The following is a 25,703-nucleotide window of genomic DNA, read 5'->3' on the forward strand; positions in this document are numbered from 1 at the left end:
TAAATTAGGATATGAAATACAATTTACTGGGCCATACCGGCCTTAAGGTATCAGAGCTTTGTTTAGGTACTATGACCTTTGGTGGCAAGGACAAAGGCATATGGACGGCTATCGGGCAAGTGGAGCAGGATGGGGTGAATGAGTTGATAAAAAGCGCGGTAGATGCGGGAATCAATTTTATTGATACTGCAAATGTATATTCAGAAGGGCTGTCTGAAGAGCTGACAGGAAAGGCGATCAGGCAGCTGGGGTTGGATAGGGATGAATTGGTGATAGCAACGAAAGTGAGAGGGAGAATGGGGCCTGGACCGAATCAGGTAGGGTTGACGAGGAAGCATATTTTGCAGCAGGTGGATCAGAGCTTGCAAAGGTTGCAGATGGATTATATAGACCTTTACCAGATACATGGCTTTGATCCGGTGACGCCATTAGAAGAGACGCTGAGTGCACTGGATACGCTGGTAAAGAGTGGTAAGGTGCGCTATATCGGTGCGAGTAACCTGGCAGCGTGGCAATTGATGAAAGCGTTATCTTATTCCCAATATAAAGAGGTAGCTCGTTTTGTTTCTTTACAGGCGTATTATACCATTGCGGGAAGGGATCTGGAAAGGGAGATCGTGCCTTTGTTATTAGATCAGCAGGTAGGATTGATGGTGTGGAGTCCGCTGGCGGGAGGGTTATTGAGTGGGAAGTATAAGCGGGATCAGCAGGGGCCGGAGGGGTCGAGGAGAGTGGCATTTGATTTTCCACCGGTGAATAAGGAGAAGGCGTTTGATATATTGGATGTGATGCAGGAGATAGCGGATAGTAAGCAGGTTTCTGTGGCGAGATTGGCATTGGCGTGGTTGCTGCATCAGAAGGTAGTAACGACGGTGATAATCGGGGCGAAGCGTCCGGATCAGTTGGCCGATAATATAGCAGCGGTGGATGTGGTGCTGAGTGAGGAAGAGTTGAAGCAATTGGATGAGGTGAGTAAGTTGGCGGCGGAGTATCCGGGGTGGATGTTGGAGCGACAGGGAGCGAATAGATAAAGGACCAAATAGATAAGTGAGCGAATAGATAATAAGGAATGATCGGATTAATCCGTAATACGATCATTCTTTCCAGCCCCGAACAAATGTCGGCTTCGTTGACATTTGTTCGGGGCATTGTTATTGTACTCCTTTCTTAAAAATATTACCACCATGATGAATGAACAACAATACCAGGAATGCATCAATGCATGTATGGAATGTGCCAACACATGTGATTATTGCGCTTCATCCTGTTTGAATGAGGCGAATGTAATAAATTTGCGCCGCTGTATCCGCTTAGATTTAGAGTGTGCAGCTATATGCCGAATGGCGGCAGAGGTGATGAGTTTGAATGGACAGTTTAGTGAGCAGGTTTGTAATTTATGTGCGGAGGTATGTCATGCTTGTGCGGACGAGTGCCAGCGACATGCGGATATGGGTATGGAGCATTGCAGGGAGTGTGCGGAAGCGTGTAGGAAGTGTGCTGCTGCGTGTGAAGAGATGGCCCACCATGCAGTTAGACAGGTAAGATAGCTTTAAATATTTTTTGTTTTACCATCGCCCAATAACGCCCATGATGGCTGATTGACACAGGTTGATTATCTATCATGGGCATACCATTCTCATCTTTATAGTATTTAATCGTGGGATCTTTACACACCTCTAATTGTGGAAATAATTCAGGATTTGCGACAGCAATGGTGTGGATGAATTCGTCAGTAATTTCACTTTTAATAAAAAACTTCTCCCCTTCATACTTAAATATATTTTCAGAGAACCAGGTAATAGACAATGGCGCATAGCGGCGTTGTAAAGTAGCCCTGTTTATAATTTTGTACACTGATTCTTTAGCGCTCCATAACCACCAGACTGTTTTGTCATCTTTGATTAAAGATTGCTCTTCCGGGGTAAAAATTTTGGAGAGGTAATTGGGTCTTCGCCAATTACTCTCCACAGCGGCAGTGCGCAGGTCTATAATATCATTACCGATTAAGGGGATCTTGATATTATTTATGATCAGGTTATCTGTGATACCTGTGCTGATTATGCCAGGTTTGATATCACTTACAATCAGGTTATCTGTGACACCAGACCCCATCATGCCAGCTTTGATATCACTTACAATCCTGTTATCCGTGACACCAGCCCCCATCATGCCAGCTTCGTTTCTATGATTTCTATGGCGGATTTTACATTCACCATTTTCTCCATAGATTCATTATCAATCACAATATTATACTTCTCCTCCACATCCAATATCACATCCACCAGATTGGCAGAATTAATTTTCAGATCATTAATAAAATCTGTATTCTCATTAATATTCGCCAGTGCTTCTTCGTCTTTTGCATAAGGCTTTACAATAGCTTTCAGCTCGGCAATTAAGGTTTCTTTATCCATTGATATATTTTTTCAAGATTACACAGGCATTGACATCTCCAAATCCAAAACTTGCCTTGGCGATGATATTTAAATTTACATTTATTAATTCACGGGGAACGCAGGCTTCATCAATAATAGCACTGATTTCAGGATGCAGGTCTTCACAATTGATATTCGGGAAAAGGAAGCCTTCTTTCAGTTGCAACACAGCAGCGACCAGTTCTATACTCCCGGCCCCACTCAGACAATGTCCTATCATTCCTTTCAGGGCATTGATATAAGGGAACTCTTTTCCTGCACGACCCAGCGCCTTACTCCAATTTTCAATTTCCAGCGAGTCCTTGCTGGTAGCGGTCAGGTGACCATTAATAGCGTCTATATCACTACTTGTAATACCTGCCTGGGCCATGGCCTGGGTAATGCAACGTTGCACGGCTACGCTGTTAGGAGCTGTCATAGTGCCATCGCCTCTTTGTCCGCCGGAATTGACATGACCACCTAATATTTCTGCATAGATGGCAGCCCCTCTTTCCAGAGCGCTATCCAGAGATTCTAATAATAACGCTCCGGCCCCACTGCCTGGTACAAACCCGCTGGCAGAAGCGCTCATGGGTCGTGAACCCTGGGTAGGAGTATCGTTATGTTTATAGGTACATACTTTCAGTGCATCAAATCCACCCCAGATATAAGGTCCGGCATCGCTGGTACTACCTGCGATCATTCTTTTTGCCTGCCCGTTTTTGATACGTTCAAATGCCATGAGCACAGATTCAGCACCGGTGGTACAGGCAGAGGAATTTGTCGTGACCTGGTTACCGAGGCCCAGTTTACCTCCCAGCCAGGCGCTGATGCCACTGGCCATGGTTTGTAGTACAACGGTGCTGCCGAGTCTTCTTACCTGTAAGGCATCTACTTTATAGATGGCTTCTCTTAGTTTATCCAGGCCGGAGGAGCCGGCGCCAAAGATGATGCCGCTGTCCCAATCAGGGTCGGGACCTTCGGTTGGTTGGAGGCCTGCATCTCTCCATGCATCGATGCCAGCTATCAGCCCATATAAGATACCGTTGCTATTAAAATTCCGGAGCTCAAGCGGATCAAGGTATTGTAATTGCAATTCATCAGATACTTCCGGCTTACCGGCTATCTGACAGGAAAATTGTAATTCAGCCAGTTGAGGATCATAGCGGATGCCAGAGGTGCCGGTTCTAAGGGCTTCTGTAAAAGCTGGTATGCCTACTCCGTTTGGAGCGGCTACGCCTAAACCCGTGATGACAACTCTATTGCTCATAATTTGTTTTATTGCTGTTATTCAGCGAATGGCTTTGCAATCAACATCCCGGAAATAACCCCTGCACACACTTCCCTCCCAGCCTCATTCCGCATACTCACCTTACACTTCAATTTCCCAAACCGGAAATACTGCTTCTCAGAAGTCACCGTTACCTTCTCTCCCGGAAACACTGGATGCATAAACTCGATTTCTGTAGCCGTCAACCCAAACGCCATACCAGAGCCTTCAGGAACACCACCTTTGATATAAATACCAAGGCATACCAGGCCAATCTGTGCCATCGTCTCGGTAAGTACAACCCCTGGGGTAACCGGAAATCCTTTAAAGTGTCCTTTATAAAAATCCATGTCTGCATGGTACGTAAAATGCCCAACCACCTTATCACAATCAATATAATCCAACCCATCCACAAATAGGAATGGCGGAGAATAAGGCAGGAAATGAAGTATCTCGTGTGTAGTCATGATCTAACATATATGTGCGCCTCCGTCCACTGGAATGATAGCGCCATTGATCCAGGCAGCTTCATCTTTACATAAAAGGTAAACAACATTAGCTACATCTTCGGGGGTCGTGAGCCGCTGGAAAGGACTGCGGGCTTCGCTCCAGGCGATCAATTGATCGCTACCGGGTATAAGTTGCAGGGAACGGGTATTAGTAGTACCTGCCTGGATACAATTTGCACGAATGCCAAGGGGCGCGAATTCCAGGGCAATATTCCGGCTGATGGCTTCCAGTGCCGCTTTGGCGGCAGATACGGCAGCGTAATGCTTCCATGCACGGTGACTACCTTCGCTGGTGAAGGATAGTACACGGGCGTCAGTAGCAAACAGGTTCCTGAGAGACACATCTTTTACCCAATCATAGAGGCTGTAGGCCATACTATCGAGGGTAATGCGAAAATCATCTGTATTGAGGGTCGCTCCGCTGGCAGGAGGCATGGCTTTGATCTTATCACTGTCAATGCTGGATGCAGTGCCATTATCAAGGACCCTAACGTTGAGACGATCACTGCTACTCACACCTGCCGTCACCATCGCCTTCAGCGTCCCTCTCGCAATACTATGCACCAAACATCTTACTTTCCCCTCTTCTCCCATACTACTCTCCAAACGCTCCAATATCTGCATACGCTTATCTGCGCGGGTCACATCTGCATTAAAAGTAATCACCTGCACCCCCATCTCTCTTATCCCTTCAAACCCGGCATTCACCTTTTCCATCTCTACCCCGGGATCACGATGAATAATACACAGATTCATACCATGAGCAGCAAGTTTTTGAGCAGCTGCAAGGCCAAGGCCCGAACTACCACCAAGAATGATCGCCCAATAATGATGATCGCTGAATTCGTTTGCCATTATACTAGTACTGAAATACTTCCTTTATTGCTAAAATAATGATTTTAAACAATAGCCTTACCATTGCAACAAAATCCGCTGCGCCGAGAACCCCGGTCCAAAACTCAACATCAACCCTTTCTCCCCTTCCGACACCTTCCTGTCCATAAACCTTTCCAACACATACAACACCGTCGCACTCGACATATTCCCATACGCCCTTAACACCTCCTTCGTATCATCTATATTCTTCCCCAGATCCTTAAACAACTCCTCCACCGTCTGTATAATCTTCTTTCCCCCGGGATGAAATATAAAATGCTGGATCTCATCTATCGTAAACCCATTCCTTGCCAAAAAAGGATGTATGATCTCAGGAAAATGCGCCGCTATCTGATTTGGTACTTCCACATCCAACACCATTTGCAAACCCGTATTCGTCAAACGAAATCCCATCAGGTGTTCTGCCTCATAAAAATGATACATCTCCTCCCCTAATATCTCCGGCCCCTCATCATCAGGATGAGAAGACAATATCACACAAGCCGCCCCATCTCCAAAGATCGCCGCACTCACAATATTCGGCATGGAAAAATCTTCCAGCTGAAAAGTAGCCGTAGGCGACTCTACCGCAATAACCGCCGCACGCTTACCCGGATTTGCCTGCAAAAATTTCTTGGCGTAAATCATTCCGGAGATCCCTGCCGCACAACCCATTTCCGTTACGGGAAGTCGTATAATATCCTGTTTTAATTGCAACGCATTGATCAGGTAAGCATCCAGCGAAGGAATCATGATACCCGTACAACTCACTGTAATAATGTAATCCAATGACTGAGGCGATAAACCCGCCTTAGCCAGCGCCCCTTCCAGACATTCCTTTCCCAGTTTGATCACTTCTCTGACATACAGATCATTCTTCTCCTCAAAACTGGTTTTGCTAAACACATCTTCCGGCCCCATAATAGAATATCGCCTCTCCACCGCCGCATTCTCAAAGATCTTCTTCACCTTCCTGGCAAAGCGCTCCTCCTGTCCGGACAACCAAATATCCAGGAAAGGCATAATTTCTTCTGTAGTACGGGTATATGGTGGCAAAGCCTTTGCTACCGACTGAATTTTTACACTCATAATTTTGATATTATCCACTGGTAGCGGTAAGCCCATTTCCACCTGAGGGTATATTGAACGATATTTAACGATGTTGCCAGCGCGATCAGCTCCTTTCTTTTAAAACCACGCAGTATAGAAATGCGTCCATCCTCCTTTGCCATCGGCCCCAATCCCCACACAAAACTAAACAGACAAAACAGGTAATAAGCTACTTTACTACGATGCAGGTCATTGATCACTATCCCTATCCTTGCATTGCGCTGTAACAGTTGCAATAAGTTTTTTATTGCTGCCTCGCTAAAATGATGTAAGGTCAATGTGCACAATACAATATCATATTCACTGTAAGTAAATTCTTCAGAAAAGATATCTGTACAATGATAACTAATTTCAGGATAACCTGCGGACAATGTAATGGCATGTTCGATGGTAAAACAGTTTGCATCGATCCCCCTCAGCTGTACAGAGCGCCCTTTTTTGCGCGCCCAATCTGCCAGTATACGCAACATATCTCCATTCCCACAACCTACATCTGCTATACTAACGGTATTGCTTATAGGAATGGATTGCAGTAACTGATTTACGCCCTGAACTGTAATACGGTTACCTCCAAGTAACTGGTTGATCCGTGCTATTTCATCAAGTGTTTGTCGCAGGCTGTCTCCTTCCATCTGGAAGTCGTCCATGCTCTCAGGTGCGGATGTTCTTTGACTGGTATTGATCATTAATTTTTTATACTACACTGTTAACGGCTTTCCATGCGTTTGCCTGATGATGAATGGCAATAATGCAGGCATTGCAACCACTGTTCTCATGCTCATTCCGGAAAGCCATGGATGCGTGAATATAGATGAAAGCAAGCTACCGGCCTTCATACGTTTAGCGAACTGCTGATTCCACTGCCGCGTATATTCTCTTTCCAATATCGCCCTCGGCTGCCCCTGTAAAATTTGCTGAGCCGCCAGCTGGGCACTACTTATCGCCATCGCCATACCATTGCCACAAAGCGGATGAATTAAACCAGCGGTATCACCCGTCATCAATATATGCCGATCTACTTTTTCCTTTTCTGAAAAAGAGATCTGGCTGATCGTCAATGGCCGCTCAAAGAGCGGTTCACTATTGGAAAAGATCTCTTTTAAATAGGGATTTTCGTATAGTACTTCCCGGCGGTGGTCGTCGATATTCTTATAATTTTTGAAGGTCTCATAACTTGCGAGGTAGCAGATATTGATAATGTTATCTTCTATTTTTGATACCCCACAATAACCACCTCTGAAATTATGCAATGCCACCAGTCCGTCGGGGAAAGGACCCTGATAATGCGCTTTGACTGCCAGCCAGGGAGATTTCCGGGAAATGAAATCCCTGTTCAGCTGTTGGTCGAGGGCGGCCCGCTTGCCATAAGCGCCGATTACATGTGCGGCAAACAATGTACCGTTTGCTACCGTTTCGATTGCAAACTGTTCATTTACAAAAGAAATGTTAATGACCGTATCCTGTAGAAGGTTGACACCATTGTTCACTGCCTTTCCCATTAGAAATGCATCCAATGCGTAACGGCTGATACCGACCCCCCCGAGAGGAAGACGGGTCTCCACCTTTTTGCCGGAAACTGTGGAAATACATACCCTTTCAATCAGGGCAGGCAACAGTTCAGCAGGGTCGGCACCCAGCCATTGTAAATAAGGTAATACTTCGTTTGAGATGTACTCACCACATACTTTGTGCCTGGGGTAGGAATGCTTCTCGATGACAGTTACATGCAACCCTGCTTTTGACAGATGAATAGCGGAGGTAAGGCCTGCCAGTCCACCACCTATGATAATGACTTCGCGAACTGGTTGCATAGTTTAGAATTCTGAAGCAAGTGTACACATTTTTTTTTACAAGCGAAAAAATCGCTTTCGGCAAATGCGATTTTGCAAGGCGGTAATCACCTGCGAGGGGCATAGAAGGTATTATTTCCAGGAGAAATAAATTATTTTTTTCACCTAAGGCAACCTTTTGAATTCAATTACCGTATTACATTTTCGGAGTGCACATCCATATTTAATCATTTAACCGTAAAAAGATGAAATCTAAAACATCTATCCTGATCGCTGTAGCAGCAATATCGTGTGCATTCCTCACAGCTTGTAGTAAGGATGACAACAACACAACTACTCCTCCTGAAACACCTGTAGCAAAAGTACAGGTGTCTGCAGATGCGACTTTAGGAAAAGTGCTGACAGACAGTGCAGGCAGAACCCTGTATTTTTATACGAAAGATGCAGGCGATACCTCTACCTGCACAGGTGGCTGTCTGGCTGTATGGCCGGTTTTTTACAATGCTAATCTGAGCCTGACTGATACAAGTCTGCACACCTCAGATTTCGCTACAATCGTAAGACGTGATGGTTTAAAACAAACTACTTACAAAGGATGGCCATTGTATTATTATGTAAAAGATACTTTGCCAAAGCTAACGCTGGGTGAAAAAATTGGTAACATCTGGTATGTGGCAAAACCTGATTACAGCGTGATGCTGGTGAATGCACAGCTGGTAGGTAATGATGGTGTAAACTATACCAGCGCGTATGTAGCAGGTGATGCAGTCACCCAATACATTACTGATGCTTATGGCAGAACACTGTATGCATTCTCGCCGGATAAGTTTAACACAAACACATTTACAAAGTCAGATTGGTCTAATAACGCTACCTGGCCGGTGTATGAGTCTGATGCTTTTAAATTCGCACCTTCACTGCTGACGAAAAGTGATTTTGACACCATACATATTTATGGACATGTACAGTTGACTTACAAAGGATGGCCGCTGTACTACTTTGGTGCAGATGCAATGACAAGAGGAAAGAACAAGGGGGTGAGCGTACCAGGTCCGGGTGTATGGCCAATAACGAATAGCAATAGTGTGGTTGCATCGCAACCATAATTCCGGGCCCTCTGTCGTCTGAATCTATTATTCCCGGATTATAAGAGGGATGAGCTGGCTGGTCTTTTCAGGCCAGCTTTTTCTCTTTTTCAGGAGGTATTCATTGAGAGAGATGAATGGGGAGGTGATTAATACCGAAATACCAACAGGGGATTATCTGACGTGATATGGTAGAAAAGATCAGGTTAAGCAGCGATAACCTTACGAGACTTATAAGAAATGATAAGAGTAATACTTACTCCTACAGACCTAACCCTAGCTGATTTGCCTGAATGTCAGACTCATTCTTCCATTCAGTGTATCCGTAGGTGGTATTCTCATCTGAGAATAATTATAAGCCTTCCCATAACTAACGGTTTTGCGGGCCAACATGCTTGTATCCCAGTCAGCATGATCATGCAGGAACTGATACAGCTCCCCTGCATGATTAATAAATTCGGGTATAAACGTTATTCCATTCATTATTACACAAATAAGATTTCTATAGGATCAACCGGAGATCAGCAGTACAACAATAATATATCTATTCTATGCGCCTGCACAATCTGACCACACAGCATCTATAACTACAACAATAATATATCTATTCTATGCGCCTGCACAATCTGATCCAACAGCATCTATAACTACAACAATAATATATCTATTCTATGCGCCTGCACAATCTGACCATGCAGCATCTATTACTACAACAATAATATATCTATTCCATGCGCCTGCACAATCTGACCACGCAGCATCTATAACTACAACAATAATATATCTATTCTATGCGCCTGCACAATCTGACCACACAGCATCTATAACTACAACAATAATATATCTATTCTATGCGCCTGCACAATCTGATCCAACGGAGACCATGAGAATACTGTAAAGTACCCATCCTGCGAAGCCACCAGCGCCAGCGCATCCCGCTGATCATGAATAAACTGTGCCGCTGAAAAATGCCGCGTCCCTCCAATATTCGAAGGATGCATTAACTTAGGCGTTCCATCCGTCACCGGCTCTATATACAACACCTGGTCCACCGTCGTACCATCACTGGCACGCGCTATCTTAGACCCAAAAGTCAGCAGCTCATGCTTGTCATTGATCACCGTCGCACCATCTACAGCAGTGAGTCCTGAGATATTCTCAACCTCTCTCCGCAACGCATTTTGCCAGTATAACTCAGTTACTTTACCACAATTTTGTCTTAATAGATCCGCTACACCAGAAAAAGGCGGCGCCACCGGATACTGTAAAGGATGTATGATCGAATTCTTCCAGTTATCATGCTCCGCAGGTACCACCAATAATATACCTCCCCGGCGATGTGCACGCATAGAAACTGCAATCTGGATCAATACATTGACAGGGTCATTCCATACACCAGAAGAATCCTGGCCCAAAAGTGAAGTAAGTATAGCCGGCGTATCAATTCTCCGTGCGCAGTTTTCATCTACGATCTTTACCTGGTCTCCTTTTAACATCGCCACATTGGCAAATTTGCCCATCCCGATTATCCGGCGGTGTTTCACCACCAGCAACCCCGGTTCCGAAACATCCAGTACAAAACAATAATTGGGGAGTTTCATGGTAGTTCCCCATATATACAACTCCTCACCTTCGTACCACACCCCAATATGAATCCCTGCTCTTTCCACACCGGGAGCCAACTTTGTCAGCACTCTCGGATCCAATGGCATCGGTTGTTCAAACAACAAAGGTTTCCCCGCCTGCGAGGGTGGCAAAAATGCAAGAGAGATCCGGATCGGTGCCCCTTCTTCTCTGCGGAGACTGGCCCAGAATGCCACGTCAATTATTTTTTCAATCACGCCCGCCTCAGGCGCATGCGCCAAATCCTCCTCCCCGTTTTCGCTGGCCAGATTTAAATGGTGTAAGAAATGGGTTGCTATTGTGCCGGCAACTTTCGACGCTGCCTGATATGTAGATTCAAATGAAGTTACTTCCATATACCAAAGATAATAAATTGCATAACTCGTATAATCCCCTCCAATTGCCAACAAAATCCGCCTCCTACCCCCCAGCTCACAACAAACCTGAAATTGCATAACCCGTAAATCTCCTCATAATGCCGACAAAATCCGCCTCCTATCCCCAACTCACAACAAACCTGAAATTGCATAACCCGTAAATCCCCTCATAATGCCGACAAAATCCGCCTCCTATCCCCAACTCACAACAAACCTGAAATTGCATAACTCGTATAATTCCCTCTTATTGTTGACAAAATCCACACACTACCCCCTGCTGGCAACAAATTTGCGTCCCTAATAAAAACTTAAAATACATGGCAAAGACAATAGCAGCCCAACTCGTTGCACAGCTTGCAAAGGCCGGTGTAAAGCGTGTACATGGCGTAGTAGGCGATAGTCTGAACGGCTTCGTCGATGAAATCAGGAAACAGGGAAATATAGAATGGATCCATTACCGACACGAAGAAGCAGCAGCATTTGCGGCAGGTGCCGAAGCACAATTGACAGGTACCCTCGCCGTTTGTGCCGGAAGTTGTGGCCCCGGCAATCTGCACCTCATCAATGGGTTGTACGATTGTCATAGAAGCATGGCCCCGGTGTTGGCCATCGCCGCACATATTCCAAGCATGGAAATAGGTACAGGGTACTTTCAGGAAACCCACCCCGAACTGCTGTTCAAAGAATGTAGCCACTACTGCGAAACGATTTCTTCAGCCCGGCAAATGCCAAGGGTATTGCAGATCGCGATGCAAAATGCCGTTGGCCAACGAGGCGTGGCTGTCATTGCAATCTCAGGTGATGTAGCGCTGGAAGAAATAGAAGACGATTCCCTGGAACACACGCTCATGCAACGTTTACCGGCTGTCCGCCCTCATGACGCAGACCTGGATCTGCTGGCAGGCATGATCAATACTGCGAAGAAAATTACCTTATTATGTGGAAGCGGTTGCGCAGGTGCCCATGATGAACTGATCAACTTTGGAGCGAAGACCTTATCGCCCATGGTACATGCACTTAGGGGTAAAGAACACGTGGCCTACGATAACCCCTATGATGTAGGTATGACCGGGTTGATTGGATTTGCCTCCGGCTATCATGCCATGGAAGATAGCGACCTTTTATTATTACTGGGTACTGACTTCCCATATACCAACTGGTACCCTACAAAATCTAAAATAGTACAGATAGACCTGCGTCCTGAGAGATTGGGCCGGCGTTGTAAACTGGACCTTGGCCTCGTTGGCACAATAAAAGAAACCCTCGCCGCCCTGCTGCCACTGATTGAGCAAAAAGATGACCGCAGCCACCTGGAACAATCTCTCAATAATTATATAAATAGTAAAAAGGAGTTGTCGACACATGCCAGCAGTACCAATACCCCCATTCATCCGGAATACCTGACCACGGTACTGAGTGCCGCAGCAGATCCGGATGCCATTTTTACATGTGATGTAGGGGAACCTACCGTGTGGGCAGCGAGATATGTTGATATGACAAAGGATCGCAGACTCATTGGCTCTTTTAATCATGGGTCTATGGCGAGTGCGATGCCACAGGCAATTGGTGCCCAATTAGAATACCCCGGAAGACAGGTCATCTCTATGTCCGGCGATGGAGGATTTGCGATGCTCATGGGCGATATCCTCACCATTCTTCAATATAACCTGCCTGTGAAGATTGTTATCTATAATAATAGCTCACTGGGATTTGTAGCCATGGAAATGAAAGTGGCAGGCATGCCCCCATACGCCACCGACCTGAAGAACCCCAACTTTGCAAAAATGGCTGCTGCCATTGGCATGAAAGGGATCAGGGTCGAAGATCCTGCAGCACTACCGGGAGCTATTGACGAGGCCCTTATGCATGATGGCCCCGTACTGGTGGATGTGGTCGTTAATTCTTCCGCACTGGTCATGCCACCGAAGATAGATGTAAAGCAGGCGAAAGGGTTCGGCATCTATATGATGAAACAGGTTTGGAACGGAAAAGGAGGTGAAGTCTGGGATACATTGAAAACAAACTTCTTACAAAAAGAATAACAAACATCTTATAAAAGGATAAAGAGGTGACTACTTAAGTAGTCACCTCTTTGCATTAAAATAAATTATATACAACATATCAATCAGCATTATATCCATTTTTAAAGCCCAAAACCTCAAAAAAACTTGCATAAACCAAACTAAATATTAATTTTATACTTAAGTAATACCGAAAATTCAACCAAACATCTACTTAAGTGTAATATTAATTTTATAAAAATGTGTTTATGAAATTCTTCCCTACCACTTTGCTAATTATCTTCATTGTATGTGCTCATGTTGCCCGAGCGGAAGAAAACCCACCCAGGAAGAAGAGGAAGAGTCAGCTGCTAAAGGAACTACCTGCATCTATTAACAAGGACACAGCTAACGAAGTAACCGGCAGTGAAACTGCCCCTTTCAAGCCCAGTATCCAGGTGGGCGCCATTGTGCACATGTTCGCCGGCGCAGAGCAGGATGGATTTGGTAGCCCAACCGCCGATCCGGCTGCCAAAGACTGGAGCAAAAGCTTCACCCTGTATCGCGCCCGTGTACTCGTAGGCGGACAACTCTCTAAAAAAGGGAGCTTTTTTATGGAAACAGACCTGCCATCAGCCATTGGGGTACAGCTGACGACCGGCAACAAAAATGTAAAAGTATCCCCTATCCTGCTGGATTGCCAGTATGAGTACGATTTCTCAAATGCCTTTCAGCTGGTGGCTGGTATGCAACTGGTCTCCAACAACAGGAATGGGTTACAGGGCGCTGCCGGTTTGATGGCGAACGATTTCACCTTCTTCCAGTACCCTTACAACCTCTTTGCCACCAGTCCACTGAGCGGGAACTTTGGCCGTGACCTTGGTGTCAATGCCCGCGGATTCCTCGCTAAAGACAAACTGGAATACCGCCTTGGGGTATTCACAGGCAGGAATACAGATGGCAAAGCTCCTTTGCGTACAGTTGGCAGAGTAGCTTATAGTTTTCTGGAACCGGACAAGGATTATTATTATGCCGGCACAAAATTAGGAAACGGCAAAACATTTACCTGGGGTGCGGGGTTTGATGCACAAGGATCTTATTACAACCTAAGCACCGATGTATTTGTAGACAAACCATTGGGACAGGCAGGCTCCCTGACACTCAATGCCGCTTTTCAATACATGACGGGAGGTACGGACACGATTTCGAAATATTCATTTGCCAGAATGATTCCGAGACAAACCGTACAATTTCTCGAATTAGGGTATTATTTTAAGGAGCCGAAACTACAACCATGGGTGAGATTTGAAAATCAACACATCATTTCTCAGCAAGTGCAAACAAGCGGCGCCACAACGTATGATTTCGACCAAACTAATTCTAGCTATGTTTTAGGCGGAGGACTCAATTACTTCTATAATGGTACGGGCACCAACCTACGTTTATCGTATACCACCCGCTCCTACAATGTATTGGAATCCACCGGCTATGCTAATAAGACATTCGGACAGGTATGGCTGCAGGTGCAGTTCTTTATATTCTGATCCACTTTATTTACCCTACATGTAATTACACATATGAAAACAACGCGCTTCTTATTCTTTTGTTTCTTATTGGCCGCATTTGCTTCCTGTCATAACAATGCGACCAAAACCAGTGAAAATACAAGTGACAATGGTGAGACGGTGAAGATCGGGGTATTGCATTCGCTGAGTGGCACCATGGCTATTTCTGAGGTATCGCTGCGCGATGCCGTGCAGATGGCAGTGGACGAGATCAATGCTACTGGTGGTGTGCTGGGTAAAAAGATCGAACCAGTGATCGTAGATCCGGCTTCTGACTGGGACCTCTTTGCTGAAAAAGCAAAGGAACTATTGATCGATAAAAAAGTATCTGCGGTGTTTGGTTGCTGGACCTCTGTGTCCCGTAAATCAGTACTACCGGTGTTTGAAGAAAATAATGGATTGCTTTTTTACCCTGTGCAGTATGAGGGAGAAGAGTGTTCTAATAATGTGATCTATACCGGAGCTACGCCCAATCAGCAATTGATCCCTGCGGCAGAATACCTGATGAGTGAGAAAGGTGGCGGATATAAGAAATTTTATCTCTTAGGAACAGACTATGTATTTCCCCGTACGGCCAATAAAATTCTGAAAGCTTATTTGTTGTCTAAAGGCGTACCTAAAGAAAATATCATTGAAGAATACACTCCCTTCCATCACCAGGATTATCAGACCATCGTATCTAAGATCAAACGCTTTGCGGCAGATGGAAAGGCCTGTGTGTTGTCTACAATCAATGGCGATAGCAACGTGCCTTTTTATAAGGAGTTTGCCAATCAGGGATTGTCTTCAGCCACTTGCCCGATAATGGCATTTTCTGTAGCGGAAGATGAACTACGTTCCATGGATACTGAGTTCTTAGTAGGTCATCTGGCAGCGTGGAATTACTTCCAGTCAAACGATTCACCTGAGAATAAAAAATTCGTAGACGCATTCAAAGCTTTTTGTGAGAAAAAAGGCCTGCCTGGCGGAAATAAAAGAGTAACTGATGATCCTATTTGCTGGGCGTATACTGGTGTGTATCTGTGGGCAAGAGCGGCAGAGAAAGCAGGATCTTTTGATGTCAGTAAAGTAAGAGCTGCCTTGTCAGGATTGGAGTTTGATTCTCCTGATGGAAAAGTAAAAATGGATGCAGGCAATCACCATCTGGCAAAGCCGGTTATGATTGGAGAGATCAAACCGGATGGACAGTTCGATATTATTTCAAAGACGGACAATCTGGTAAGCCCGCAACCATGGTCGCCCTTGACATCTCCTGATAAAGATTGTGACTGGGTGAACCATAAGGGAACTTATACCAAATAGTAGATCGTATTTAACAACCGGAATCATGAAAAAATTGCTCATAGCAGCCCTTGTGTTTTGGACGCAGTGGGCGATGGCTGCTACCGATAGCACGACCATATTCGTATCACAGATATTACACGATACACAAAAGACCTACGCAATCAATCAGATTATTGCCAGGCAGGACCCGGCAACGTTTCCCCTGCTGAGTGCGATTAACAATAAAAAATTGTATCTATTAAATAATCAGGCCGTAACCACCGGAGAAAAAACGGCGTCTGCGACCTACGAAATATATTCTTTATATCCGAAAAACGAATTGTTGGTCAACACGAATGGTCAACCGCTTCACACCTCCATTGATGCGTTAACGGTAGTAGAGATCAACCGCTCTGACAGGCTGTTGCTCAACGGTATACTACCCATGCTGGAAATTTTCAACCCTGAGCCTGCGAAAAGAATGCTCGCATATGGCCAGCTGAAAGACAGTCATGCCCCCAACCGTTTAGATTTGTTACGGATGGCACTTGCACGGGAAAGCAATAAAGATGCCTTACGCGCAGGTAAAGACATCTTGTACTACCTTGAATTGAATACGACTGCTGATGCCAGTATTGCCAAATTATACATTGACAGTCTGGCAGAAAACTGGGGCGATAATGCCCCGGTTTTCCTTTCCGAATATGCAAAAACCAACAAACCACAGGCTGCTTATGCTGCTAAAAAAGCAGTAGAATTAGAACGCAGGTATGACTACCTGCAAAAAGTACAAAACCTCTTTAGTGGATTAAGTTTGGGAAGTATCCTGATCCTTATCGCCCTTGGCTTATCGATTGTCTATGGCCTTGCCGGCATTATCAATATGGCCCATGGAGAGTTCCTTATGATTGGCGCCTATACCACTTATTGTATTCAAACATTATTTACAGACGTACTGAAGGTACCTTACACTGACCTGCTCTTTATCATTTCCCTCCCCCTGTCTTTCCTGGTAGCAGGTCTTTTGGGGCTTTTACTGGAAAGACTGGTGGTGAGGCATCTCTACGCACGGCCCCTGGAAAGTCTCCTGGCTACATGGGGCGTGAGTTTGATTTTAATTCAAACAGCAAGATCCCTGTTTGGTGATTTGACAGCAGTGAAAACACCTGCTTTTTTATCAGGAGGATTGGCCGTATCACCTCATCTTGTATTACCATATAACCGCATTTTCATTATCGGTTTGACTACTCTGATTGTGGCGCTCACTTATTTTATGCTATACAAAACCAGACTGGGACTACAGATCAGAGCGGTGACACAAAACAGGGGTATGAGTGCATGCCTTGGTATTGATACAAAAAGAGTAGCCGCACTGACCTTCTTCTTTGGCTCAGGGCTAGCCGGTATAGCCGGTTGTGCGATGACGTTGATTGGAAATGTAGTACCTGATATGGGGCAAACGTATATCGTAGATTCATTCCTCGTGGTAGTGACGGGTGGTGTTGGCAAAATTGTAGGAACGATTGTGTCAGGGTTAGGAATTGGATTCTTTACGAAAATATTAGAAGCCTTTTTCCAGGCAGTGTATGGAAAGGTATGCATCCTCTTGTTCATCATGTTGTTTATGCAGTACAAACCGAAAGGCCTGTTTCCTTATAAAGGGAGATTGGCAGAGGATTGAAATGGCTTTATCAGAAGAATAATTTTATGGAAAAGAAAATTTATTACCTGCTCTTCATCGCTATCTTCGCCCTGCTTTTGCCGGCAGGACACCTGATGGGACTGGTTTCTATCAATACAATATCATTGTGGGGCCGGTATTTTTGTTTTGCCATTGCAGCATTGGGCATTGACCTGATCTGGGGCTATACCGGTATTCTATCTATGTGTCAGGCATTGTTTTTTTGTTTAGGTAGTTATGGCATTGCGATGCATATGCTATTGAAAACTGCCGGTGCTTCTCTACCAGAATTTATGGTATGGAACAAGGTAGAATCACTTCCTTTCTTTTGGGTACCGTTTCAGTCTTTGGGACTGACATTGATCTTATGTCTGATCATCCCCTCTCTCTTTGCTTTCATCACAGGGTATGTATTGTTCCGTAGCAGGATCAAAGGCGTATACATGGCCATCATTACACAGGCATTGGCATTGGCTATGTGGTTGTTATTCCTGCGCAATGAAACAGGTTTGGGAGGTACGAATGGATTGACTGATTTCAGAACTTTGATAGGATTACCGCTATCCAGCCCTTATGTAAAACTGGGATTATACTTAGTATCCTTACTGCTTTTATGCGTCGCCTATTTTGCCTGTAATAAAATGACCCAATCCAAATTCGGAAAGGTATTACAAGCTATCCGCGACAGTGAATCCAGGGTAAGTTTTACAGCATACAAAGTCATGGATTATAAACTGGCGGTCTTCGTCATCGCTGCACTGCTGGCGGCTGTGGGTGGTATGCTCTATGCCCCTCAAACGGGTATTATCACCCCCGGTCGCATGGATGTAAAAGCATCTGTAGAGATGGTAATGTGGGTAGCCCTCGGTGGCCGTGGCAAACTGAAAGGCGCTATAGCCGGTGCTTTACTTGTAAATTTCCTGTATAGCATCTGTACCAGTTTATTCCCCGATTCATGGTTATATATACTGGGCTTCCTGTTTGTGATCACGGTATTATTCTTTGACAAAGGCTTTGTAGGATTGATCGATACCCTGACTAAAAGAAAAGAACCATGCTATTAAGTGTAAATAACCTGGCAGTATCCTTTGGTGGTGTGCATGCTTTATCACTCAGCCAGTTTAGTCTGCGGGACAAAGAATTACGTGTGATCATCGGCCCTAACGGCGCTGGCAAAAGTACCTTTCTGGATATTCTTTGTGGCAGAACAAAACCAGATACAGGCGAAGTTTTGTTCAATCACAAACCCATTGCAGGCATGACAGAAGTAAGCATCGCCAGACTGGGCATAGGCCGTAAATTCCAGCAGCCATCGATATTTCCGGGACTCACGGTTTACGACAATTTATTGCTGGCGGCAAAAATGAAGAAGGATATTCTTTCTTCTTTGTTTTTCAGACCATCGCAGCTCTTGAAAGCACGCATTCATGAAGTAGCAGAAAAGATCGGGCTTACAAAAGTACTTTCTTCCATCGCCGGCGCATTGTCTCACGGACAAAAGCAATGGCTGGAAATCGGTATCGTGGTCCTGCAGGATCCAAAGTTATTACTGATTGACGAACCTGCTGCAGGCATGAGTGATGAAGAAACTTACAAAACAGGCGAACTACTACTCGAGCTCTCTAACAATCACGGCATCATCGTGATAGAACATGATATGAAATTCGTTCAACAGATTGCCCGGGAAAGGGTAACAGTATTGGAAAGAGGGAAGTTGCTGGTAGAAGGGAGTTTTAACGACATCAGAAATGATCAGCGTGTAATAGACTGCTACCTGGGGCGTAACAATACTCAACTTGAAAATCTATGAGTCAGATCTTACAGGTACAAAGCGTAGTGGCCGCTTATGGTCAGAGTACCATCTTGTGGGGTACCAGTCTGGATGTAAAGGCTGGTGCGGTAACGACGGTAATGGGCAGAAATGGCGTGGGTAAAACCACTCTCTTAAAAACAATTATGGGTGTGATCACTGCCCGTGAAGGTCGCATTATCTTTAAAGACAGGGACCTTACTCCCCTCGGACCTGCCGGCAAAGCCAAAGCAGGGATCGCCTACGTACCACAAGGAAGGGAAATCATCCCAAAACTCACCGTATACGAAAATCTTTTACTAGGTCTTGAAGCAGCCCCCGATCGAAAAGCAGGTATCCAGGAGGAAGAAATTTACCACCTCTTCCCTATCCTGAAAGATTTCAGGAAGAGAGCTGGCGGGAACCTAAGTGGAGGGCAACAGCAACAGCTGGCCATTGCCAGGGCACTGGTAAGCCGGCCTTCCCTCCTGCTGCTGGATGAACCGACTGAGGGCATACAACCCAGTATAGCACAGGAAATCGGGCATATTCTGCAACGACTGGTACAGGAAAAAGGGATCTCCGTACTATTGGTGGAGCAGAAGATTGACTTCGCCAGACAGGTGAGCGACTATTATTATTTTATGGACAGAGGCAAAATGATAAATCATGGCAGTGCGGAGGAAATGGACTTTGCTTCACTGGAAAGGCATATCGCGGTATAATAAAAGTCTACCAGGCAGGACAGAATTTTGCTATCTTCATAGCTATATGCATCGTATCTCAGAAGACCGCCGGGTATTTAAATTTTTCACTGCTATGTATGCGGTAGCGCTCACTACGCTGGCCGTGCTCTCCATCGTGAGCCAGATCGGAATTCAGCAGGCATTGAGCCACCAGATGCACGATTCACACGTGATCAACTTTGCCGCACGACTACGTACCTACAGTCAGACGCTGAGCAAACTGGCACTCCTGATCGAATCAGGGCAGGATATTGAAACGAACCGCAAGGAGTTTACCAATACCTTCATGCAATGGCAGAAGTCGCACGAAGGGCTGCAAAGTGGTAGTAATTTCCTGAATTTGCCTGCTAATGACCAGGATGAGCTGAAACAGATGTTCGACATCATCCGGACGCCGCACCAGGAGATCTGGAAGGCGGCTTCAGCAATGAGCTTGATATTGAGCAGCGATAAACCTGTGGATACGGCGGTGATCCATCCTTATGTACAGACTATTCTGGCATATGAAAAGTCCTATTTACTGGGGATGGAGCTGATTGTATTTGACTATGACCGGTTTTCGAAAGAGCGGGTACGGAAGTTAAAACAGGTGGAATTCCTGATGCTGACATTGGTATTGTGCACACTGCTGATAGAGGCGGCGGTGATCTTTTACCCGCTATCCATGCGGATCCGGAAAGTGATTAAGGGGTTGATCGCATCCGAAGAAACTTCCAAACAACTTGCGGATCAGCTACAGGAGGCCAATAAGCTGATGGAGCAATCCCATAATGAGTTGCGGGAAGTGACGTATGCATTGGACAGGGCGACCTATCTTGTAAAAACAGACCATGAAGGGCATATAATTTATGCCAATGATAAATACTGCCATGTAACACGATATAGTATGTCGGAGTTGCGTGGCAAACCGCTTTTTCACCATTACTTCGATCACCTGAATGACCCCGCCCGCAAGATGGAAGTATGGCAGGGAGAGATCTTTGACCATGCCGCTGATGGTACGGGATTCTGGCTGGATGTAACGATGATACCAGTCTTTGACAACACAGGCAGATTATATCAGTATATGGTAATTTGCAGTGACATTACCAAACGTAAAAATACAGAGCGGGAAATCCACCAGCTGACAGAAGAGAAACTACGCAGGCATGATATGGAGCAAAAGATCCGTAGTTATGCCATGATCAGCGGACAGGAGAAAGAACGGAAACGGGTAGCGGCAGAGATCCATGATGGGATTGGTCAGATGCTGACCAGTCTGCGCATGAAGATGGAACAGGTGGAAGATAAACTGCCAGCACCCAATGCGGAGATCACCAAAGTGAATGGGTTGCTGTTTAGTATTATTACGGAGACAAAAAGGATCTGTTCTGACCTCCTGCCTAGTGTGCTGGAGGACTTCGGACTACGTGCAGCGATAGAAGAACTGATAAAAACCTGTAGAGAAACGGCACGCAATGTGGTGTTTAGTCTGGAAGAATGTAACCTGTCACAACCTTTGCCAAGAGAAGTGGAGATTGGCGTATATCGCATCTTGCAGGAGGCGCTGAACAATGCGATAAAACATGCGCATGCTACGCAGGTGGATGTGCATATAGACAGGGAAGAGAATTTCCTGAACCTGATGATCCATGATGATGGAAAAGGGTTTTATTATGACAGTCAGCATTTCTTTTCGAGAGAGCAGGTGAAGAAAATAAATGGGTTGCGGAATATGAAGGAGCGGGCAGACTTGCTGGGAGGAACCCTTAGCATCCAATCACAACCCGGAAAGGGCACAAATATACAGCTGGAAATCTCATTTTAAGGTTGAAGGACTTTTCGCCTGAGCGCGATTAAACAATTAGAAATCTCATTTTACACCCATGGATAAAATCTCGGTATTTTTAGTAGACGATCATGAAATCTTCAGGAATGGCTTGAAACAATTGATAAACAGTGAGCCGGATATGGAGGTATCAGGAGAAGCCAGTACTGGCGAAGATGCTTTGCATGCACTGAGCAGTACACAACCTGATGTCGTGATTATGGATATCCGTATGCCGGGTATCAATGGTCTGGAAACGAGTACGGCATTGTTGAAGGCGAGTCCGCGCACGCATATCCTGTTCTTTAGTTTATTTGATGAACCGGATTATGTAGCGGCGGCGCTGGAGATGGGGGCGAGTGGGTATATTTTGAAAGATACGAGCAATAAGATCTTTTTGAATGCGATCCGGACGATACATAATGGGAAGTACTATTTTATTGGAGAGGTAAGTGATGTATTGGTCAAGAAATACCAGGCGGCGAGGCTGAGTGCAGCACAACCCGGGCCGCAGGCAGCGGATATATCATTGTCCAGAAGGGAGGAGCAGATCATCAGAATGGTGAATAATGGGCTGAACAATAAAGATATAGCAGAGAGCCTGGGATTGAGTATTAGAACGATAGAGGCGCATAGAATGAATATACTGAGGAAGTTTCAGGTGAATAGTATAGAAGAGGTGATTGAGTATTGCAGAAATGCGAATTTGTTGAAGGAGGAGTAGGTGTCTGGTTCACGGACCTTATAGTCTTATAGGTTTATAACCTTATGACCTCATGACCTTGCGGCCTTTTGATCTTATAACCTTATTGCCTTTTCATTTTATAGCTACAAGATCTTATAGCCTTTTCCCCTGCATTTATTTGACCTTTTTCCTGAAAATGGTTTCCATCCCCCGTTGGTGAATTCCCCCTTTCATGAATATTTTTGCTGAAAATGGTTTTCATCCCCCGTTGATGAATTCCCCCTTTCATGAATGTTTTTTCTGAAAATGGTTTTCATCCCACGTTGGTGAATTCCCTCTTTCATGAATGTTTTTTTCTGAAAATGGTTTTCATCCCACGTTGGTGAATTCCCTCTTTCATGAATGTTTTATTTCCTTTTAATAAAACCGGTAGAGAATTCAGTTTTGCATCCTGCAATATTGAATTCTCTACCGGTTTTGAGCTTTTTAGGATAGTTAGGATCAATTTGTACAATTTTTTCCGTGTTTTGTGCATTGTCCCCCTTGCCTATCCTTCCTATTTTTGTGTTACTAAATTGATCATCATCATATTAAAAATAAACAGTTACAAAACAGTGTAACAGTTGTAGGTTTAAGAAATGGCCGGAATACTCATATTCCGGCTTTTGTCATTTGGTCAGGTTTTTATAGCGAACCGGACTTTCCGTCACCTGCATCCATTCCGGACTGACTTTTGTTATAACTATCACAAGAGAACAAATATTACATATGGCTTTTATAGATTATTATAAAGTACTGGGACTGGCAAAGACAGCTTCAGCAGATGATATCAAGAAAGCGTACCGTAAGCTGGCGAGGAAGCTACACCCCGACATGAATCCGAATGACAAGGATGCGAACCTGAAATTTCAACAGCTCAACGAAGCGAACGAGGTGTTAAGCGACCCTGAAAAGCGTAAGAAATACGACGAGTACGGCGAAAACTGGCGTCATGCGGAGCAGTTTGAACATGCGAAGCAGCAACAACAGCAACAGGGCTACACCTATGGTGGTCAAACGGGTTTTGAAGGCTTTGGCGGAAATTTCTCAGAAGAGCATTTCTCAGATTTCTTTGAATCACTTTTTGGTCGCGGTGGCGGCGCAGGTGCTGGTGGTCGTACACGTGGTAAATATCGTGGACAGGATTACCAGGCTGAGTTACATCTTGGTTTAAGGGAAGCAGCGACTACGCATCAGCACACCCTGAAAGTAAATGACCAGAACGTGCGCATTACTATTCCTGCGGGTATAGCGAATGGCCAGGTCATCAAACTGAAAGGACATGGTGCACCGGGTGGTAATGGTGGTCCCGCCGGGGATCTTTATATCACCTTTATAGTGGAGGATGATGAAAACTTTAAACGCTCTGGTGATGACCTGTATGCTACAGTAGATGTAGATCTTTATACAGCATTGCTGGGTGGTGATATCACATTTGATACCTTGAATGGAAAAGTAAAACTGAAGGTAAAACCTGAAACGCAGAGTGGCACGAAGGTGAGACTGAAAGGTAAAGGGTTCCCTATTTACAAGAAGGACGGGGAATCTGGTGATCTTATCATCACGTACAATGTGAAATTACCTACTGGACTGAGTGAGAAAGAGAAAGAACTGATCCGTGAGTTGGCTAATATTTCATCCAAAAACTAGTATCATGATTTCCATTACGCATTATTGCACGATTCATAATATCGATACATCTTTTATACATGCATTAGCAGATGAGGGATTAATTGTACTCACCATTGCAACTGACGGACCTTTTATAGAAGAAGAGCAGTTGCCTGATCTGGAAAGTTATACACGCTGGCATTATGAGATGGGCGTGAATACGGAAGGAATTGATGTGATCAGGCATTTGTTGGGGAGAGTGCGTGACATGCAGCAGGAGATGCATAATCTCAGGATGCGGTTACGGTTGTATGAAGATGGGGATTGAAATAGAAAAAGCTACCGGGGTGCCCGGTAGCTTTTTCTATTTCAGTTATTTACCTTTTTTATAGTCACGCAGTCTTCCTTAGGCTCAAGCCAGTTTTATGGACGGCCCTTTACTCTTCCATTAGCCATGCTGTTTTCTTCGTACCCAACTCATAAGTAAGCACCCCATTTCTCATCCCCACATATACCTTACCCTGATATACCACCAATGACCGCGGAAACAAATACCCTTTCCAAAACCCTTTCTCTATCAACGAATGCGATACGCCATTCTTATCAATTGACAACAATGACTTTTCTGTAATGACAATAATATTACCTGCTTCATCTAAGTCTGCCGCCAGTGGCATAGCAGAAAGCTTTTTAAACGGCTTTACTTTCCCTTTTGATATTTTCACAATACCATGTGTAGTGTCAGCAACAACGCCATAGGTGTGATTTTCCCCTTCCAGCAATTTAATAACCGGTAGTTCGGCTAATTTGTTTTTGCTTTTGCCATTCGGGGCAAACCTATACAGACTCCCTCCTCCTGCTGCCCTGTAAAAAGCCACCAAGTAGCCATCATCGGTTTTCAAAACAGAACGATTACCTGTCAGTTTACCTGAATCTTCTGGCGTAGGCGTGATTAAAAAAGGTAATAATTGATTAGCACCAATCAAATCTTTTGTGGCATACACCTCTCCGTATTTCATGTAAACGACATAGTCGACAGCACTCTTTTCATACTTTGACAAAGTAGTAGAGTCCTTCGGGATAGGTTGTGACTTCCAGTTTCGCAGGAGTAAACCTCCATCCTGAAAAGAAGCCACGCATAGGGATAGTAATAACAATAAACGCATGGTCGCAATTTTTTCCAATCATTGTAGCTCAGTAATGCATCCATATGGTTGCTACTGGCCAGGTTATCATCAATCAGCACTTAGCCGCTGGCATCAATACTTTTTCCATTCAATACCTGCCAGCCTCGCATCCATAAAGATGTCCTGCCTGTGCTATAATCAGCATTCAGCCGCAGGCATCACTGCTTTTTCCATTCAATACCTGCCAGCCTCGCATCCACAAAGATGTCCTACCCGTACTATAATCAGCATTCAGCCTTAGCAATCACCGCATTTACCATTAAATCACAACCATCC

General features: G+C 44.9%; 25 protein-coding genes. 14 read left to right on the plus strand and 11 right to left on the minus strand.

Going from position 1 to position 25,703, the window contains the following annotated elements; translation table 11 throughout:
- Window positions 1–11: 11 nt before the first annotated feature.
- Window positions 12–1,031 carry an aldo/keto reductase gene (locus tag BW716_RS16705; protein ID WP_083723986.1) on the plus strand — a complete coding sequence of 340 codons (1,020 nt, stop codon included), beginning with the start codon at window positions 12–14 and terminating at the stop codon, window positions 1,029–1,031.
- Window positions 1,032–1,184: 153 nt separating this feature from the next.
- Window positions 1,185–1,547 (plus strand): four-helix bundle copper-binding protein, encoded by a 363-nt coding sequence (locus tag BW716_RS16710; RefSeq protein ID WP_235643745.1) that lies wholly within the window; start codon window positions 1,185–1,187, stop codon window positions 1,545–1,547.
- Here BW716_RS16710 and BW716_RS16715 read toward each other — a convergent pair.
- Genes BW716_RS16715 through BW716_RS16750 form a run of 8 tightly spaced genes read right to left on the minus strand, consistent with a single transcriptional unit; the run spans window position 1,531 to window position 7,990 of the window.
- A complete protein-coding gene (locus BW716_RS16715) occupies window positions 1,531–2,169 on the minus strand; it encodes a 4'-phosphopantetheinyl transferase superfamily protein (RefSeq protein ID WP_220388775.1) in 639 nt (212 codons plus the stop codon). The two genes, BW716_RS16710 and BW716_RS16715, sit on opposite strands and share 17 nt — an antisense overlap.
- Window positions 2,166–2,414 (minus strand): acyl carrier protein, encoded by a 249-nt coding sequence (locus BW716_RS16720; RefSeq protein ID WP_083723988.1) that lies wholly within the window; start codon window positions 2,412–2,414, stop codon window positions 2,166–2,168. The genes BW716_RS16715 and BW716_RS16720 overlap by 4 nt, the downstream gene beginning before the upstream one ends.
- Entirely contained in the window at window positions 2,407–3,684 is a 1,278-nt protein-coding gene (locus tag BW716_RS16725) for a beta-ketoacyl synthase (protein WP_083723990.1), read from the minus strand. The genes BW716_RS16720 and BW716_RS16725 overlap by 8 nt, the downstream gene beginning before the upstream one ends.
- Before the next feature lie 17 nt (window positions 3,685–3,701).
- Window positions 3,702–4,151 carry a 3-hydroxyacyl-ACP dehydratase FabZ family protein gene (locus BW716_RS16730; RefSeq protein ID WP_083723992.1) on the minus strand — a complete coding sequence of 150 codons (450 nt, stop codon included), beginning with the start codon at window positions 4,149–4,151 and terminating at the stop codon, window positions 3,702–3,704.
- A gap of 3 nt (window positions 4,152–4,154) precedes the next feature.
- Entirely contained in the window at window positions 4,155–5,048 is an 894-nt protein-coding gene (locus tag BW716_RS16735) for an SDR family oxidoreductase (protein ID WP_083723994.1), read from the minus strand.
- Between the two features lie 57 nt (window positions 5,049–5,105).
- Window positions 5,106–6,158: a type III polyketide synthase gene (locus BW716_RS16740; protein WP_083724034.1), complete on the minus strand. Its 1,053-nt coding sequence runs from the start codon at window positions 6,156–6,158 to the stop codon at window positions 5,106–5,108.
- Window positions 6,155–6,865, minus strand: coding sequence for a methyltransferase domain-containing protein (locus tag BW716_RS16745; protein ID WP_220388776.1), 711 nt, complete (start codon window positions 6,863–6,865; stop codon window positions 6,155–6,157). Before BW716_RS16745 ends, BW716_RS16740 begins: the two co-directional genes overlap by 4 nt.
- A 12-nt stretch (window positions 6,866–6,877) precedes the next feature.
- Window positions 6,878–7,990, minus strand: coding sequence for an NAD(P)/FAD-dependent oxidoreductase (locus BW716_RS16750; RefSeq protein WP_083723996.1), 1,113 nt, complete (start codon window positions 7,988–7,990; stop codon window positions 6,878–6,880).
- A gap of 224 nt (window positions 7,991–8,214) precedes the next feature.
- Here BW716_RS16750 and BW716_RS16755 point away from each other — a divergent pair, with 224 nt between their 5' ends.
- Complete coding sequence (locus BW716_RS16755; protein ID WP_083723998.1) at window positions 8,215–9,075, plus strand: hypothetical protein; 861 nt, start codon at window positions 8,215–8,217, stop codon at window positions 9,073–9,075.
- Between the two features lie 255 nt (window positions 9,076–9,330).
- Here the strand turns inward: BW716_RS16755 and BW716_RS16760 are convergent, their stop codons facing one another.
- Both BW716_RS16760 and BW716_RS16765 read right to left on the minus strand, forming a co-directional pair.
- A complete protein-coding gene (locus BW716_RS16760; RefSeq protein ID WP_083724000.1) occupies window positions 9,331–9,537 on the minus strand; it encodes a hypothetical protein in 207 nt (68 codons plus the stop codon).
- A 344-nt stretch (window positions 9,538–9,881) separates the two neighbouring features.
- Window positions 9,882–11,033 (minus strand): putative sensor domain DACNV-containing protein, encoded by a 1,152-nt coding sequence (locus tag BW716_RS16765; protein ID WP_083724002.1) that lies wholly within the window; start codon window positions 11,031–11,033, stop codon window positions 9,882–9,884.
- Between the two features lie 338 nt (window positions 11,034–11,371).
- Here BW716_RS16765 and poxB point away from each other — a divergent pair, with 338 nt between their 5' ends.
- The 11 genes from poxB to BW716_RS16825 all read left to right on the plus strand — a co-directional run bounded on the left by poxB (window position 11,372) and on the right by BW716_RS16825 (window position 24,568).
- Window positions 11,372–13,096, plus strand: coding sequence for a ubiquinone-dependent pyruvate dehydrogenase (gene poxB, locus BW716_RS16775; RefSeq protein ID WP_083724006.1), 1,725 nt, complete (start codon window positions 11,372–11,374; stop codon window positions 13,094–13,096).
- 227 nt (window positions 13,097–13,323) lie between these two features.
- Entirely contained in the window at window positions 13,324–14,598 is a 1,275-nt protein-coding gene (locus BW716_RS16780) for a hypothetical protein (RefSeq protein ID WP_083724008.1), read from the plus strand.
- A 33-nt stretch (window positions 14,599–14,631) separates the two neighbouring features.
- Window positions 14,632–15,921, plus strand: coding sequence for an urea ABC transporter substrate-binding protein (gene urtA, locus BW716_RS16785; protein WP_083724010.1), 1,290 nt, complete (start codon window positions 14,632–14,634; stop codon window positions 15,919–15,921).
- A 25-nt stretch (window positions 15,922–15,946) separates the two neighbouring features.
- Window positions 15,947–17,563, plus strand: a complete 1,617-nt coding sequence (gene urtB, locus BW716_RS16790) for an urea ABC transporter permease subunit UrtB (protein ID WP_220388777.1) — start codon at window positions 15,947–15,949, stop codon at window positions 17,561–17,563.
- Between the two features lie 26 nt (window positions 17,564–17,589).
- Window positions 17,590–18,627 (plus strand): urea ABC transporter permease subunit UrtC, encoded by a 1,038-nt coding sequence (gene urtC / locus BW716_RS16795; protein ID WP_083724012.1) that lies wholly within the window; start codon window positions 17,590–17,592, stop codon window positions 18,625–18,627.
- On the plus strand, window positions 18,618–19,373 hold the full coding sequence (gene urtD / locus BW716_RS16800; RefSeq protein ID WP_083724014.1) for an urea ABC transporter ATP-binding protein UrtD: 756 nt from the start codon (window positions 18,618–18,620) through the stop codon (window positions 19,371–19,373). Before urtC ends, urtD begins: the two co-directional genes overlap by 10 nt.
- Window positions 19,370–20,077: an urea ABC transporter ATP-binding subunit UrtE gene (gene urtE, locus BW716_RS16805; RefSeq protein WP_083724016.1), complete on the plus strand. Its 708-nt coding sequence runs from the start codon at window positions 19,370–19,372 to the stop codon at window positions 20,075–20,077. The genes urtD and urtE overlap by 4 nt, the downstream gene beginning before the upstream one ends.
- A 46-nt stretch (window positions 20,078–20,123) precedes the next feature.
- Entirely contained in the window at window positions 20,124–21,905 is a 1,782-nt protein-coding gene (locus BW716_RS16810; RefSeq protein WP_179091164.1) for an ATP-binding protein, read from the plus strand.
- Window positions 21,906–21,963: 58 nt separating this feature from the next.
- Window positions 21,964–22,629, plus strand: coding sequence for a response regulator transcription factor (locus tag BW716_RS16815; RefSeq protein ID WP_083724020.1), 666 nt, complete (start codon window positions 21,964–21,966; stop codon window positions 22,627–22,629).
- A 729-nt stretch (window positions 22,630–23,358) separates the two neighbouring features.
- Window positions 23,359–24,279: a DnaJ C-terminal domain-containing protein gene (locus BW716_RS16820; RefSeq protein WP_083724022.1), complete on the plus strand. Its 921-nt coding sequence runs from the start codon at window positions 23,359–23,361 to the stop codon at window positions 24,277–24,279.
- A 4-nt stretch (window positions 24,280–24,283) separates the two neighbouring features.
- On the plus strand, window positions 24,284–24,568 hold the full coding sequence (locus tag BW716_RS16825; RefSeq protein ID WP_072362329.1) for a chaperone modulator CbpM: 285 nt from the start codon (window positions 24,284–24,286) through the stop codon (window positions 24,566–24,568).
- Window positions 24,569–24,677: 109 nt separating this feature from the next.
- Here the strand turns inward: BW716_RS16825 and BW716_RS16830 are convergent, their stop codons facing one another.
- Entirely contained in the window at window positions 24,678–25,406 is a 729-nt protein-coding gene (locus tag BW716_RS16830; protein ID WP_143708880.1) for a hypothetical protein, read from the minus strand.
- Window positions 25,407–25,703 lie beyond the last annotated feature (297 nt).

Origin of the sequence: [Flexibacter] sp. ATCC 35208 (genome assembly GCF_001975825.1) — a bacterium.
Classification (GTDB): domain Bacteria; phylum Bacteroidota; class Bacteroidia; order Chitinophagales; family Chitinophagaceae; genus Chitinophaga.

Coding starts and splice junctions, on each gene's coding strand:
- BW716_RS16705 (WP_083723986.1), top strand. CDS start 12: ATGAAATACAATTTACTGGGCCATACCGGCCTTAAGGTATCAGAGCTT.
- BW716_RS16710 (WP_235643745.1), top strand. CDS start 1,185: ATGATGAATGAACAACAATACCAGGAATGCATCAATGCATGTATGGAA.
- BW716_RS16715 (WP_220388775.1), bottom strand. CDS start 2,169: ATGATGGGGGCTGGTGTCACGGATAACAGGATTGTAAGTGATATCAAA.
- BW716_RS16720 (WP_083723988.1), bottom strand. CDS start 2,414: ATGGATAAAGAAACCTTAATTGCCGAGCTGAAAGCTATTGTAAAGCCT.
- BW716_RS16725 (WP_083723990.1), bottom strand. CDS start 3,684: ATGAGCAATAGAGTTGTCATCACGGGTTTAGGCGTAGCCGCTCCAAAC.
- BW716_RS16730 (WP_083723992.1), bottom strand. CDS start 4,151: ATGACTACACACGAGATACTTCATTTCCTGCCTTATTCTCCGCCATTC.
- BW716_RS16735 (WP_083723994.1), bottom strand. CDS start 5,048: ATGGCAAACGAATTCAGCGATCATCATTATTGGGCGATCATTCTTGGT.
- BW716_RS16740 (WP_083724034.1), bottom strand. CDS start 6,158: ATGAGTGTAAAAATTCAGTCGGTAGCAAAGGCTTTGCCACCATATACC.
- BW716_RS16745 (WP_220388776.1), bottom strand. CDS start 6,865: ATGATCAATACCAGTCAAAGAACATCCGCACCTGAGAGCATGGACGAC.
- BW716_RS16750 (WP_083723996.1), bottom strand. CDS start 7,990: ATGCAACCAGTTCGCGAAGTCATTATCATAGGTGGTGGACTGGCAGGC.
- BW716_RS16755 (WP_083723998.1), top strand. CDS start 8,215: ATGAAATCTAAAACATCTATCCTGATCGCTGTAGCAGCAATATCGTGT.
- BW716_RS16760 (WP_083724000.1), bottom strand. CDS start 9,537: ATGAATGGAATAACGTTTATACCCGAATTTATTAATCATGCAGGGGAG.
- BW716_RS16765 (WP_083724002.1), bottom strand. CDS start 11,033: ATGGAAGTAACTTCATTTGAATCTACATATCAGGCAGCGTCGAAAGTT.
- poxB (WP_083724006.1), top strand. CDS start 11,372: ATGGCAAAGACAATAGCAGCCCAACTCGTTGCACAGCTTGCAAAGGCC.
- BW716_RS16780 (WP_083724008.1), top strand. CDS start 13,324: ATGAAATTCTTCCCTACCACTTTGCTAATTATCTTCATTGTATGTGCT.
- urtA (WP_083724010.1), top strand. CDS start 14,632: ATGAAAACAACGCGCTTCTTATTCTTTTGTTTCTTATTGGCCGCATTT.
- urtB (WP_220388777.1), top strand. CDS start 15,947: ATGAAAAAATTGCTCATAGCAGCCCTTGTGTTTTGGACGCAGTGGGCG.
- urtC (WP_083724012.1), top strand. CDS start 17,590: ATGGAAAAGAAAATTTATTACCTGCTCTTCATCGCTATCTTCGCCCTG.
- urtD (WP_083724014.1), top strand. CDS start 18,618: ATGCTATTAAGTGTAAATAACCTGGCAGTATCCTTTGGTGGTGTGCAT.
- urtE (WP_083724016.1), top strand. CDS start 19,370: ATGAGTCAGATCTTACAGGTACAAAGCGTAGTGGCCGCTTATGGTCAG.
- BW716_RS16810 (WP_179091164.1), top strand. CDS start 20,124: ATGCATCGTATCTCAGAAGACCGCCGGGTATTTAAATTTTTCACTGCT.
- BW716_RS16815 (WP_083724020.1), top strand. CDS start 21,964: ATGGATAAAATCTCGGTATTTTTAGTAGACGATCATGAAATCTTCAGG.
- BW716_RS16820 (WP_083724022.1), top strand. CDS start 23,359: ATGGCTTTTATAGATTATTATAAAGTACTGGGACTGGCAAAGACAGCT.
- BW716_RS16825 (WP_072362329.1), top strand. CDS start 24,284: ATGATTTCCATTACGCATTATTGCACGATTCATAATATCGATACATCT.
- BW716_RS16830 (WP_143708880.1), bottom strand. CDS start 25,406: ATGCGTTTATTGTTATTACTATCCCTATGCGTGGCTTCTTTTCAGGAT.